11 protein-coding genes are annotated in these 13,451 nt (G+C 39.0%); 7 read left to right on the forward strand and 4 right to left on the reverse strand.

Annotation, left to right across the window (positions count from 1 at the left end):
- Positions 1-40: 40 nt before the first annotated feature.
- Both BCL90_RS16230 and BCL90_RS16235 read left to right on the forward strand, forming a co-directional pair.
- Complete coding sequence (locus tag BCL90_RS16230) at positions 41-1,036, forward strand: C45 family peptidase (RefSeq protein WP_121285040.1); 996 nt, start codon at positions 41-43, stop codon at positions 1,034-1,036.
- Between the two features lie 15 nt (positions 1,037-1,051).
- Complete coding sequence (locus tag BCL90_RS16235; protein ID WP_121285041.1) at positions 1,052-1,309, forward strand: hypothetical protein; 258 nt, start codon at positions 1,052-1,054, stop codon at positions 1,307-1,309.
- A 765-nt stretch (positions 1,310-2,074) separates the two neighbouring features.
- On the opposite strand, the gene BCL90_RS16240 is transcribed toward BCL90_RS16235, so the two are convergent.
- Positions 2,075-2,296, reverse strand: a complete 222-nt coding sequence (locus tag BCL90_RS16240) for a cold-shock protein (RefSeq protein ID WP_166792225.1) — start codon at positions 2,294-2,296, stop codon at positions 2,075-2,077.
- A gap of 123 nt (positions 2,297-2,419) precedes the next feature.
- Between BCL90_RS16240 and BCL90_RS16245 the strand changes: the two genes are divergently transcribed.
- On the forward strand, positions 2,420-3,145 hold the full coding sequence (locus BCL90_RS16245; RefSeq protein ID WP_121285043.1) for a LytR/AlgR family response regulator transcription factor: 726 nt from the start codon (positions 2,420-2,422) through the stop codon (positions 3,143-3,145).
- Between the two features lie 84 nt (positions 3,146-3,229).
- Here BCL90_RS16245 and BCL90_RS16250 read toward each other — a convergent pair whose 3' ends face one another.
- On the reverse strand, positions 3,230-3,409 hold the full coding sequence (locus BCL90_RS16250) for a histone H1 (protein WP_121285044.1): 180 nt from the start codon (positions 3,407-3,409) through the stop codon (positions 3,230-3,232).
- A 581-nt stretch (positions 3,410-3,990) separates the two neighbouring features.
- Between BCL90_RS16250 and BCL90_RS16255 the strand changes: the two genes are divergently transcribed.
- From BCL90_RS16255 to map, 3 genes are all read left to right on the forward strand, one after another.
- Positions 3,991-4,899, forward strand: a complete 909-nt coding sequence (locus BCL90_RS16255) for a helix-turn-helix domain-containing protein (RefSeq protein ID WP_166792226.1) — start codon at positions 3,991-3,993, stop codon at positions 4,897-4,899.
- A 174-nt stretch (positions 4,900-5,073) separates the two neighbouring features.
- Positions 5,074-5,685, forward strand: coding sequence for a Crp/Fnr family transcriptional regulator (locus BCL90_RS16260; protein WP_121285046.1), 612 nt, complete (start codon positions 5,074-5,076; stop codon positions 5,683-5,685).
- An 87-nt stretch (positions 5,686-5,772) separates the two neighbouring features.
- Positions 5,773-6,573 carry a type I methionyl aminopeptidase gene (map, locus tag BCL90_RS16265; RefSeq protein WP_121285047.1) on the forward strand — a complete coding sequence of 267 codons (801 nt, stop codon included), beginning with the start codon at positions 5,773-5,775 and terminating at the stop codon, positions 6,571-6,573.
- Between the two features lie 75 nt (positions 6,574-6,648).
- Here the strand turns inward: map and BCL90_RS16270 are convergent, their stop codons facing one another.
- Together BCL90_RS16270 and BCL90_RS16275 are read right to left on the reverse strand one after the other, a co-directional pair.
- On the reverse strand, positions 6,649-7,653 hold the full coding sequence (locus BCL90_RS16270; protein ID WP_121285048.1) for a 2-hydroxyacid dehydrogenase: 1,005 nt from the start codon (positions 7,651-7,653) through the stop codon (positions 6,649-6,651).
- 63 nt (positions 7,654-7,716) lie between these two features.
- Positions 7,717-10,464: a glycoside hydrolase family 2 protein gene (locus tag BCL90_RS16275; protein WP_121285049.1), complete on the reverse strand. Its 2,748-nt coding sequence runs from the start codon at positions 10,462-10,464 to the stop codon at positions 7,717-7,719.
- A 301-nt stretch (positions 10,465-10,765) separates the two neighbouring features.
- Between BCL90_RS16275 and BCL90_RS16280 the strand changes: the two genes are divergently transcribed.
- Positions 10,766-13,384 carry an outer membrane beta-barrel protein gene (locus BCL90_RS16280; RefSeq protein ID WP_166792227.1) on the forward strand — a complete coding sequence of 873 codons (2,619 nt, stop codon included), beginning with the start codon at positions 10,766-10,768 and terminating at the stop codon, positions 13,382-13,384.
- Positions 13,385-13,451 lie beyond the last annotated feature (67 nt).

Genomic DNA, 13,451 nt, shown 5'->3' on the forward strand with positions numbered 1-13,451 from the left:
TTAATGGCACAAACTTAGCACCACTAAAGAAAATTTAAAAATGAAGAAAATATTAACGCTAACTGTTATTGCCATCTCCACCTTAATTAAACCCAGCCAAGCCTGCACAGTAATTTCCTGTGCATTAAAAGGCGAAGTATTCGCTGCAGCCAATGAAGATGATTATATGGGCTTTGCTAGGATGTGGTTTAACCCTAAAACCACAGAAAGGTATGGTTCGGTTTGTTTTGGGCTCCCTGATCTGCAAGCACAGGCGGCCATGAATGAGTATGGCCTGTTCTACGATTTTACTGCACAAAATATCGATCCGGCTAAATATCATCCTAAAAACATCTACAAAGGAGATCTTTTTTTTGAAATTCTTGGCAAATGTAAAACCGTAAAGGAAGCTTTGGTTTATCTGGAAAAATACGATTACGCAATCAGTTCGCAGGTATTAATTGCAGATGCACTTGGCAATTCAATCATTATTAATGCTGGTACTCAATTACCCAAATCAGGGTATTACCAGATCAATACAAATTTTGACATTAGTGCGGTAAAAACTAAAAACTATTCTTGCCGGAGATATGATATTTCAGAACAGATGCTAAAAGAGGCAAAAACTATACACGTTCCTTTTTTTCGCGATATTTTAAACCGTACCCGACAAGAAGGAAAACTATCTACTATTTATAGTAACATTTACGATCTTAAACGGGGCATCATTACTGTATATCATTTTCACGACTTTGAATACCCTTATATAATCGATTTAAAGAAAGAACTGGCCAAAGGCTACAGGCTAGAGAAAATAAGCGATCATTTTCCTGCAAGCTTTGCGTACGAACAGTTTTTGATGAGCGATAAACCTATGTACAGGAAAGAAATGATGTTGGATGAGATCAACGAAAAAGGATTACGGCCTACCATAAACCGTTATTTCGATCTGGGTAAAAAGATGCCAAAGGATAGCACAATCACCAACACCTTATTAGAAGTGGGTATCCAACTTGTTAAAGACGGATATAACAAGCATGCCCAGGGTGGAATTTGAGAATACTGGTTCGCAATGCCCGGCGGTTTTAAAATAGAAAATTTTAATGATGAACGTATAAATGCAGCTGCAGAAATATTCGATTATTTAGGCACTGAAAAAGGAATAGATCCCAAATTAAAGAATTTCATCTATGAATTAAGTGCTTATGTAAGGCTTATTCAGGGCAATCAGCCTCAGGCGAAAGAATATTATGCAATAGCTGCAGCCAGCAGCACTGATGCCTGGCCGATATCCTTTAACCGGGCAAAAAAAATGCTGGCTATTTTTTAAGAAAATCATTTTAACCTAGAGCCTGTTTAATTTTTACAACAAATATTAATGGCCTTTTGCTGTCAAATTGAGGGATAATTTATTGTATAAAAGTCAATATGAATGACGGGGGATTTTAGCGAATTAATAGGCCGTGAAGAATCGTCTTTGCGAGAAGGCTTTTTCAGCCGACGAAGCAATCTTACAACGATCGCTAATAGCGTGCGCTTTAAGATTATTCATTTTTGCATATGTTTTTAAAGGCATTCATGAGCTCAATCGTTCGGTTATCTTCGTGCCTCAGCAATGACGACCTTTCTTATAAGATCTGTCAATGGTAGGAGTTAGAATTTTTCAATACATCGGAGGGTTGATGACAGATAACAAGGGGCGTCATTTCGACCGCAGTCGAGAACCCGAAGGCTCTGCGAAGCAAAATCATTTAAATTGATTTCAACAAATAGTACAAAGATCTCTTCGCGTTGCTTCGGTCGAGATGACGACCATTCTATTGGAGTCTGCATACGAGGTAACGTTGTGAATTTATAGCCAACCGCAATCCGGCAAAAAAAATCCTATCTAAAAAGAACTTGTCTATTTAGATAGGAAGAGGGTTAAATTACATGCTTGACAGGTAGATGTAAATATTTTTGATGTGCAGTTCAGCTAAAAATTGCGACAAGAATCAAATTTTGATTTTATTGATAGCAAAGATCGCATTTGATTTAACTTTTGTGAACTAAGTTACACAGATCGGTCTGTTTTCATTACAGATAGGTGCAAATATTAGTCAGATTCAATATCCAACACTATAATATTGGTAGCCTGGCATCCTAGCTTTCCGTGTTCCAAATTGAAACGAACTTTGGTTCCTACAAGTAAAGCAGGACGGTAAATCCCTATTAATTTCTGATTATCTGCATAAACCATTTCTTTTCCATCATTAAGTGCAATAAATCCAAAACCTCTAACCGGATTATACCATTTAATTACTCCAGTGTACCTCATAAGCCTATCTTTTTTCATCAAATTAGCCACTATCAAACAAAATTTGAGGCGAAACAGGATAAATCGTTTTATTTTCGGTATAAAAAGGTGTAATTTCGTTATATATACAATGAAGATTAACAAATGATTAGGTGTATAGCCATTGATGACCAACAAAACTCGATTTCGGGTATTGAAAAATATATAGCGGATGCCCCGAATATGGAACTATTGGCCAGTTACACCGATCCGATGAAAGCCTTGAACGAACTGAAAAGGATTGATCAGGTAGATGTAATATTTATGGACATTCAAATGCCGCAGATTTCGGGCATTGAACTTTCTAAAGCAATCCGCTCCAAAACCAGAAAACTGATATTTACTACCTCACATGAGGAATATGCCTTTGAAGCCTTTGAGGCCGAAGCAGATGCTTACCTGCTTAAACCTTATGGTTATGCAAAATTTGCCTTAACCGTAAACCGGATGTTTGAAGATGAAACAGAAGATATTGCGCAGGAAGCTTATTTTTTCGTCAAAAATAAATCTGAGGAGCACAAAGCTGTTTTGGTACGATATGCAGATATAATAGTTTTTGAAAGTTTCCATAACTACATCAAAATCCATACAAAAGAAAAAGTAATTATAGCGTATTTAAGTCTGAAGGATGTTAAAGAACAGCTGAATATAGAAAAAGGCTTTATACAACTACATAGGGGGTATATTATTTCCATCAATCATATTTTACATGTTGAAGGCACGAGGGTAACGCTTTCTAATCATACCAGCTTTACAGTAGGCGATCTTTACCACAATGATTTCCGTGACTTTTTCACCGATAAACTTATTACGAGTAAACGTAACAAATAGACATTTAAGCGCACAAAAACTAAAACAAAAGCCAAAAAGAAAGCCCTTCTAAAACTAGAAGGGCTTTCTTTTTAAGCGAATAAATTATTTATCGCTATTTTTTTTATCAGTTACTTCAGCTCTAATTTCTTGGGCTAAAACTTTTAGGTCTTGCATTGCTTTACGTACACGTGTACCTGCTGCAGCATTACCACCATCATAAAATTTAGTTACGTCTGCTTCTACAGAAGAGATTAGATCTTGCACTTTTTTAAATTTGTCCATAATTTTTCTTTTATAAGGATGGTAAACATCCGTTAATTAAACAATATTCCTTTCCGCTAACAATAAACGAGCCGCAAAACTATTGCTTTTTATAAATTAAACAAACGTTTATGATAAATCATTATTGTAAATAGCATGAAATATCCGGGCAAAGGCAGTTACGCATACCTTATTTTTAACCAATCTGTCCTCATTTTTAGCCTTTTACGGATGGCGCATTCAACATAAAAAAAATAGGAAATTTAATTCAGCTATTATGTTTTATCTTGGCTGGAAATATGCAGTCCTTAAACCTTCTCATTAGTACCAGTTGTTTATTCTTGCTTTTATTCTCCATGCATCTTTTTTTTTCAAAAAAGGGGAATAAACTGTTAAACATTTTCCTTTCGGTTATATTTTTTGCCCGATTTGGGCAAATATTAACTTCCTTATTTTTTAAATCAGGACAGCCCAATACCTTAGCTTTTTGTCATCAAATTTTTACTCCATTCTATTATGCTGCCCCAGCCTGCTTTTATCTCTACATCACAGGGTTTCTTCAGGATCGCAAAAATTTACAAAAAATAGAATGGCTCCACTTTTTGCCTGCATTACTGGCCATTATCCATGTTATCCCCTGGCATTTCTCTACCTCACTCAATTGGGATTTGATAGGTAGCCAACTGGCCGAAAACGGTTACTTCTCACTAAAAGAAAGAAGTGGTCTTTTCCCGCCATATTTCCATTACCTATTCAGGCCTGTATTGGTAATGGCTTATTTATGCACCACATGGATGGTTGTATTGCGTCTAAAAAACAAACCAATACAGCTGCTCGAAGCCGAAAGCAGGACGTGGATTATCTTTTTTCTTAGGATTGCTACCTTCTTCCAGTTGTTTACCCTGGCACCTATCATTTTAAGAAACTTACATATCCCGTATGTTAACGCTTCGTTTGTTGTGGTCAATTGTTTAGTCCTGTTTGTCATTTTATTATATGCGCTCCACAGGCCTTATATTTTTTATGGCTATCTGCTGGTAGCGGTAGACTGGACTAAAAAACCCACAGTGCTGAAAACAGAAACTGACGCAATTTTAATTCCCCTGATAGCAGAAGATCCAAAACCTAACCGAACAGCAGTAAAAAAAATTAACCTCATAGATGCACAACTGTCTGACTATGCCCTTGCCATGAAAGAAATAATGGAGGAGGAACAGCTTTATCTGCTTCACGATTTCCAGATTATTGATCTGTCCGCAAAACTCAATATCCCGATTCACCACTGCTCTTTCGTCATTAACAAACATATCGGAAAAAATTTCAGAGATTGGATAAACAGTTACCGGGTTAATCATTTCTTAAAACAGTATCCCTTAAAATCAGATAAAATCACCATCGAAGCCATTGCATCTGAAGCTGGCTTTAAAAGTGTGGCTACGTTTTATAATGCATTTAAAAAAGAAACAGGATTAATGCCAACTGCCTATTTTGCACAGGAACTAAGCCATTAACCTGTCATAAGGCCAATTTTTAGTCTAACGATCGTATCGTTAGAGGCCATAACTGTGCTATTTTTTAGAGCACGGTAAAATACCAGATACCTTTGGTTTTAGATTATGACAGGCATATCACGTTTCAAATGAGTATGCTTAAATCTTTTTTTGAAATCAAAACAAGCCTTAGCTATGCCCTATACAGTATCATTTTTACGCCCGCTTTTCGATTATCTTGAGCAATTCTATCCTTTATCTGATACTTTTAAAGCCGAATATGAAAGGTCTTGCAAACTCATGCGTATCAAAAAAAACAAACACATTCTCTCTCCGATAGATAGTAATTCTTCTCTGTATTTTTTGGTCGATGGTCTTGTGCGTGGCTTTGTGCGCGATGGTAAAAAAGAGATCAGCACCTGGTTTAGTTTTGAAAATGAATTAATAGGGGCTATACGCCACCCCGATCAGCAGCCCGGTTATTCTATAGAATATCTTCAGGCCCTTGAAGATTGCAAACTCATCTGCATTCCCTATACTTTAATCGATTTAATGTATACGAAATATCCGGAGTCTAACCTCATCGACAGAAAGCTATTGGCACTTCAGTATTATGCTGCATCAGAAAGGGCTATCCTTGCGCGGATACCCAAAGCGACTGGCAGGTACCGCAAATTACAGGAAAGCGGTTTGGATATCGAAAGGATACCACAGTGTTACCTGGCCAGTTACCTGGGTATGCGTGTAGAAACCATGAGCAGAATTAGAAATAAAGTTGTAACAGCTGATTACCGGTTGTGCTCTTAATTTAGCGCAGAACAGCCAACACTCAGGCATTTTATCATTCAACTCTTCGTTTTTTTCATTCCCGCTTCTTTTATTAAATTTGCAGCAATGATTTTATATAAAACCAATGAAGAAGTAGAACTGATGCAAATCAGTGCCCTGCTGGTGAGCGATACCCTTGCAGAAGTAGCTAAAATATTAAAGCCTGGCGTTAACACCCTCGAAATTGACAAAATAGCCAACGAATTTATACTGGATAATGGCGCAGTACCTTCCTTTTATAACTATAATGGTTTTCCTTTTCATATTATCACTTCGGTAAATGATGTGGTTGTACATGGTTTTCCAACTAAAGATGAACTGAAAGATGGCGATATTATCTCGGTAGATGTAGGTACCATAAAAAACGGTTTTCATGGCGATCATGCTTATACCTTTATTATCGGCGAAGTATCAGCAGCGGTATTAAACCTGGTAAAAACAACTAAAGAATCGCTTTTTCTTGGAATTAAAGAAGCTGTTGTTGGCAAACGCATCGGCGATATTGGCGCGGCCATCCAAAGTCATAACGAAAAGCAGGGTTACGGCGTAGTAAGAGACCTGGTAGGCCATGGTTTAGGTAAAGATATGCACGAAGACCCACAGGTTCCAAATTATGGAAGAAAAGGTAATGGTTTACTCTTAAGAGAAAATCTGGTATTGGCCATAGAACCGATGATCAATATGGGTAAAAAAGATGTGTTTCTGGATGAAGACGGCTGGACCATCAGAACAGCGGATGGAAGTCCATCTGTTCATTTCGAACATGATGTATGTGTTAAAAAGGGAGAAGCACTTATTCTTTCTAATTATGCACCAATCGAGGCTGCAGAAAAGCAGAACAGCAACCTCAATACATCTTATTACTAAATAACATACAATGGGTGCATGGAGATTTTCGACAGACCAGCTTCTCAAAAAAACTCCATGTAACCATCTATCTTGTTACACCAATATTGCATCTGAAACGATCTCCTCAGCATGATCATCTAACAATATTTTAACCGTTTTTAGGGTAGACTCTGCAATTTCTGTTAAGGCCTCTTGCGTAAAAAATGCCTGATGCCCGGTAAGCAAAACATTCGGAAAACTAATTAATCGCTGAATATCATCATCTCCAATAATACTTCCGGAAAGGTCTTTAAAAAAGAGTTGTTCTTCCTGTTCATATACATCAATTCCCAGTGCTGCAAGTTGACCAGTTTTTAGTGCTTCAATCACTTCACGTGTATTAATCAATCCGCCTCTGCTTGTATTGATTAGCGTAACACCTTTTTTCATCGCCGATAAGCTATTTGATCCAATCAGATAATGGTTTTCAGGTGTAAGCTGGCAATGCAGCGAAATAATATCAGCGTCTTTTATCACTTCGTGAAAAGGCAAATACTGTACTCCCCCACTTTCTAATGATTTATTCACAAAAGGATCAGAAGCCAGTACAGTACAGCCAAAACCAAGCATAATTTTACAGAAAGCGGCACCAATTTTCCCTGTGCCGATTACGCCAACTGTTTTGCCAGAAAGATTGAAACCCATTAAACCTGAAAGCGAAAAATTCTGTTCGCGTACGCGGTTATAGGCCTTATGGGTTTTACGGTTTAGGGTAAGCAACATGGCTGCTGCATGTTCTGCAACGGCCTGTGGCGAATAAGCCGGAACGCGGCAAACCCGGATCCCGTATTGTTTGGCCGCATTCAGATCGACATTGTTAAAGCCTGCACAACGCAAAGCAATAATTTTCACCCCTTTTTGTGCCAGTATGGCTATAACATCAGCCGTTAGTTTATCGTTCACAAATACACAAACAGCATCCGTACCTAATTTTATCGCGTCGGCAATGTGAGGACCCAGATGAGTTTCCCAAAATTCTAATTCAAAATCATACTGTTTATTACAGCTTTCAAAAAATTCACGGTCGTAAGGCTTCGCAGAAAAAAACACAATCTTCATATCGTTAAAAATACGGATTAAATAGGTGTTTTGCTGTGCTCTTTTAACTTAGTGGCAAAACGCTTATTTTTCGAAGTCGAATAATAAAGTTCCTTTAAAAGTTTTACCATCATTTTTGTTTTTTTGACTTTGTGGTCCCATTAATAAGGCCGACTGAAACTTGGTACCAATGGCACTTATCCCTTTCAAAAAACCGATACTCCCTTCGGGGAAGGCGGGTTCTACATTGTTGTTCTTTAATGCTGCAGCTTCACGCGCGGGTTTATACATCTGCAGATAGGTATCTTCATCGGGTATATAAACCGTAAATGGCGCTTCCTTATTTTCTACCATAACCCAGTTCACCTCAGCATGATAACCTTTAAACTCTGGGTAACCCCAGGTTTCGCCTGTGATCGAATTATTGTAATCCTTATGCCAAACCCCAAACTGCTGGCCTTTTAACCGGTTTTTCCAAACCCGGTACGGTCCTCGGCCAAGGTATTTCATTCCGGTAATTTTATCTTCAGGGTAATTAAACGTAATGCCCATAAATTCAGCATCGCCTTGCTGCGTAAATTGGTATTCGAGTTTAACCAGCTTTCCGGTTTCAAATGTCCACTTTGCATGCAAATCGCCAGCTCCCTGGTAATCAGATTCAACGATATATTTTGCTCCTTCTGCTTTATGACTAAATTTTTTCAATTCGGTATTTACACCAGCCAATACCGGGCCTTTGGATAGAGAAATAACTGTGTTGCCTTTAACCACTTTTTCCAGATAACCTGATGTCTTTTCAAAATAATAGCCAATGCCATCCTGTTTAATCACAAGCGACTGATTACTTTCTTCTGTTTTTACTGCTGCAGTGGAGCTAACCACATCCTGTGATGCTAAACGTGCCGTTCTTATCGGCCAGCTCCAGGTAAATATTTCTTTCTGGTCAGCCCCGTATACAGTTAAATATAAGGCATCACTTTTTGTCCACGATTTTGGCAAAGCCAGATCAAGTGTACCTTTTAGGCCAGGTTTAAGTTTGGTAACCCTTGTGCCACTGGCATTTGTAATCGCTTTTGTTCCTTTTGTATTAGCCGATGGAAAACTCACCAATTTCCATTTAAACGTGCATTTATCCAGATCGGTAAAATTGAAGCGATTCTCTACAGCGATTTCACCTTTAAAATTACCATCAATTTTGGGTAGATCGATAAAAACAGGAGACCAGATCTCTTTTATGGCATAAAAACTGCCTTCTTTTTCGCGATGTGGACCAACAATTCCATCAGGTGCATGGTTGCCATCACCATCATAAATGCCATTTTTATCTGTCCTGATTACGTTTTCATCCACCAGTGCCCAGATAAAACCACCGGCACCATGCGGATGCATCAGCATCTGGTTCCAGAAATCGTCTAAAGCGGCACCGGCACCACCATCATATAATGCATGCATAAATTCAGTAGGAAAGAAAACTTCCTGCCCGGAAGTAGCAGCCTTCACCATATAACTATAATCAGGGTAATGTTTGGTATCGGTTCCGTTAAATTTCTCCCAGGGATGTATTACCGTACGTTTCTGCGGATCATAAAGGGCGTAATCATTGTCGAGATCCGTATTAAAACCGCCCTCGTTGCCATTGGCCCAGAAAATAATAGAGGGGTGGTTAACATCCCTGATGACCAGTTCTTTTACCAGCCTGTGCCCTACGGTATTATCGTATTTTGCCTGCCAGCCCGTTAATTCGTTAATTACATATAGACCTAAGGAGTCGCAAATATCCAAAAATTCTGCGTCCGGCGGGTAATGCGACATTCGGACAGCGTTCATGTTCATTTCTTTCATCAACTTCACATCCATTAAATGTATTTCACGGCTAAGTGTGCGCCCGCTTTCGGGCCAAAAGCTGTGGCGATTAACACCTTTTAAAATCATTTTCGATCCATTAACGTAAAAGCCGTCGCCCTTACGGAGTTCAAGGCTACGAAAACCGAATTTTTGTTTTATCTGATGTACAATCTTCTGTTTGTTTTTGATCCGTACCACCACTTGATATAAGTTAGGGAATTCGCTGCTCCACAATAAAGGATTGGTGAAAGTAGCCTTCAAGGTTTGTGCATCATTCGAGGCATTCGCCTTTATGGCAAATGCTTTACCCACATTTTCACCACTCAGTTTTTTCACCTGGGCTTCAAGCATATCGTTAACAGTTAAATTCTGCCCGTAAACATCAAGCTGAAAGCTCCCATCGGCTTTGGCATTAACGGCAACCCTTTCGATAAATTTGTCTGGAACTGTTTCCAGGTAAACTGGCCTGAAAATACCACCAAAAACCCAGAAATCACTCGTTCTTTCAGCTTTGTTAATCGATGCATTTGCCGATACTTTATCAACCGTAACTTCCAGTAAATTATTGGTTTCAGGTTTTAACAGCGCCGTAATATCGTATTTAAAACGATAAAAACCGCCCTGATGCACATCACCTGCAAGCTTTCCATTAATACTTACTTTAGTATCGGTCATCGCGCCTTCAAAAACCAGGAATACTTTTTTCCCGGTTATTTTCCCGATCCTAAATTCATAACGATACATGCCTTGTTCGCTGGCTTTAACCTTATCATGGCCATAGTTATAACTTCCAAAGCCCTGTAATTCCCAGTTCGATGGTACAGGTATTTTAGTCCATATACCACTTTTACGACCAGCGGTACAATAAAAGTCCCATTGTACGGTATGGTCTTTATCTCTTCCTGAAAGATAGGTTTTGGTTGTTTCCTGCGAAAAGCTGGCAGAAGAAACCAACAGCAACAATAATGGTATTAGTTTTTTGATCATGATCTATCTGGCATTAGTATTAGCAAGCTGATTCACAAGATAATAGAATTTGCGCTGAGATGAGACAAGATAACCAGCATTTTACATCTGCCTAAACTTAGTGACCATTAACACCAGTAAAATTCAACCTTAAATATCATCGCGCATGAACCTAAATCTGCGTTCTGCCTGAGCCAGGGGAAAGAAAGCCAAAACAGACAAAATCAGTAACATGTTGATTACGCTGAACAGGGTTAGCATGCTGTGCCGTATTTTTATGCCACACACAAATAATTCAATGAGGGTTTTTACTAAAACGTTTTTGCTACTCCTGTTCTTTGCAGGGATTTTCGCAAACAGTTCTGCACAAAATTATACCGTAAAAGGTATTGTGTTAGATACTGCCGGTTTGCCGCTACCCGGTGCAGTAGTGAGAATTAAATTTGGGACCGATAGTTCAGGTACCTCCGCCAATCCCGATGGCACATTTGCATTTAATAAAATTAAAGCTACAGAATTTACCCTATCAGCAGCATTTATTGGCTTTGATACTTTTATTAAACCCTATCGGATCGAAAAGGGTAATATATTAAACATCACCGATATTAAGCTTAAACCATCATCGAACACCTTAGCGGGCGTGACAATTTCGGGCGTCCCTCCTGTTAAGGTAACCGAAGATACGGTGAGTTTCAGCGCCAAGGCCTTTCCTGTCAGGGATGGTGATGCCGTAGATGAAGTGCTGAAGAAACTGCCGGGTATTAAGGTAGATAAGGATGGAAATGTAACCAGTCAGGGTTCGCCGGTAACCAAAATACGGGTTAATGGTAAAGATTTCTTCGGAACAGACGTGGCTACAGCCATCAAAAATCTTCCGGCCGATATTATCAAAAACCTTCAGTTTATTGATGATTATGGCGATCAGGCTAAACTTACCGGTATTAAAACAGGTGAGCCTGAAAAGGTGCTGAACCTCACTATTGAAGAAGATAAAAAGAAGGGCTATTTTACCAGGGCCTCTGCAGGTGTGGGTAATGCCGATCGCTACAACACCAATATCCGGGGAAACAGCATGAAAGGTGAACAGCAGATTTCATTCGATGGCACTTCGGCCAATGCCAATATGCGTGGTGGCGGCGGCGATGGCATTACCACCAGAAATGTGGCCGGGCTTAACTATAAAAATGAGTTTAACGCCAAACTCTCTGCAGATGCCGGATATAATTTCAACAACAATAAAAACAACACCATTAGTTCTACCTATACCCAAAGTGTGTTACAGGATGTTGGGCAAAACCCGTTAAACAGATTGGAAGATGCCAGTAACAACAGTAAAAGCGATAACTATAGCCATTGGTTTGGCAGTAATTTAGAGTATAAGATAGATACCATGAATTACCTTAAAATTTCTCCTAACTTTTCTTATAATACCAATAACGGCAATAATACGGGTAGCTCGCTTATTACACAAGATACTTTGTCCACCCGGAGAGAAAGCAATAATTTCACTAATTCGAATAATTTAAATGCGCGTACCAATATCTTTTATAACCATAAATTTGCGAAGAAAGGCCGTAACCTGACTTCCTGGGGTAGCATCAATTATACCAGGGGCGAAAATTTTGGTAATGTGTATAACAACTACATCAACATTTATGCTAACGCAGCAGATTCTGTGCTCCAAAACCAGCTGAACAACCAACATAACCGGAATTTAGGTCTTAATGTTGGGGCATCGTACATGGAGCCGCTTTGGAAAAAAACCTTTTTAGAGGTAAACTACAGCTGGAACCGATCATCAACCAATAACTCGAGAGAAGCTTATGACTTGACCGATGGTAACCAGGTACTTAACCCTAACCTGAGCAACATTTACGATTATCAGTTCATCACCAATAAAGTGGGGCTGAATTACCGGTACATCGGCGAAAAGCTAAACTACACCCTGGGTCTTAACGCACAGCCTGCCTTACTTAAGGGACAAAATTTAAGCTCCAATATTGAAACTGTTAACCGTACTTTTAACCTCATCCCCTCTGGCCGGTTTTCGTATAAATTCTCTAACCAGCAATCGCTTGATGTGAATTATTGGGGAAGAAACAACCAGCCTGGTTTTTTGCAATTGCAACCCATATCCGACAATTCTAACCTGCAGAACATTATTACGGGCAATCCAAATCTAAAACCCGAGTTTATCCAAAGTATTAATGCGCACTATAAGCAAGCCGACTGGAGTGCTGGAAAAGTGATTATAGCCAATTTCAAATACGAACGTACTAACGACAGGATTGTAACCACTAAACAGCGTGTACCTAATACCGTTAATCAGCTTACCAGCTACATCAACACAGATGGATATTATACCCTGCAGGGCGATTACGATATCAGCAAACCACTTTCAGCCGCGCGGAAATTTACCATTGGTTATTCCGGTTCGGGGCAACTGAACAACAACATTACTTTTACTGATAACAGCAAAATAGAAGCACGGAATATGGCCTGGCGTCAGGAACTCGAATTCAGAGTAGATTTGAAAGATATTGTCAACTTTGAAATAGAAACCGCTTATTCTCAAAATCTGACCAGATACTCGAATGATACTTTTACCGACCGCCAATCCAATCGTTTTGAATGTGGCATAGAGGGCCGTAATTATTTCTTTAAGGATCTTACCCTGGGCTACGATTTCACCAAACAGATTAACTCAGGTTTTGATAATGGTACAGTGCGTAATCCAACATTGCTTCGTTTATCAATGGAATATAAGTTTATGAAAAATGATATGGCTGCAATCCGTGTAGAAGGATTTGATCTTTTTGATCAGAATTCAGGCATATCAAGAGATGTGTTCGACAACGTAATTGTAGACAGGCAAGTTAACCGGTTGGGCAGGTATTTTATGTTATCGCTCATTTATAGGGTACGTAAATTTGGTGGTTAAGATTAAATATCATTTGCTATCTTCTTAAGATCTGCGGGAAACCTATTCTCCAATTATTTCCCGCAGA

Origin of the sequence: Pedobacter alluvionis (genome assembly GCF_003664035.1) — a bacterium.
GTDB lineage: Bacteria > Bacteroidota > Bacteroidia > Sphingobacteriales > Sphingobacteriaceae > Pedobacter > Pedobacter alluvionis.

Coding starts and splice junctions, on each gene's coding strand:
- BCL90_RS16245 (WP_121285043.1), top strand. CDS start 2,420: ATGATTAGGTGTATAGCCATTGATGACCAACAAAACTCGATTTCGGGT.
- BCL90_RS16275 (WP_121285049.1), bottom strand. CDS start 10,464: ATGATCAAAAAACTAATACCATTATTGTTGCTGTTGGTTTCTTCTGCC.
- BCL90_RS16235 (WP_121285041.1), top strand. CDS start 1,052: ATGCCCGGCGGTTTTAAAATAGAAAATTTTAATGATGAACGTATAAAT.
- BCL90_RS16230 (WP_121285040.1), top strand. CDS start 41: ATGAAGAAAATATTAACGCTAACTGTTATTGCCATCTCCACCTTAATT.
- BCL90_RS16260 (WP_121285046.1), top strand. CDS start 5,074: ATGCCCTATACAGTATCATTTTTACGCCCGCTTTTCGATTATCTTGAG.
- BCL90_RS16270 (WP_121285048.1), bottom strand. CDS start 7,653: ATGAAGATTGTGTTTTTTTCTGCGAAGCCTTACGACCGTGAATTTTTT.
- map (WP_121285047.1), top strand. CDS start 5,773: ATGATTTTATATAAAACCAATGAAGAAGTAGAACTGATGCAAATCAGT.
- BCL90_RS16250 (WP_121285044.1), bottom strand. CDS start 3,409: ATGGACAAATTTAAAAAAGTGCAAGATCTAATCTCTTCTGTAGAAGCA.
- BCL90_RS16240 (WP_166792225.1), bottom strand. CDS start 2,296: ATGAGGTACACTGGAGTAATTAAATGGTATAATCCGGTTAGAGGTTTT.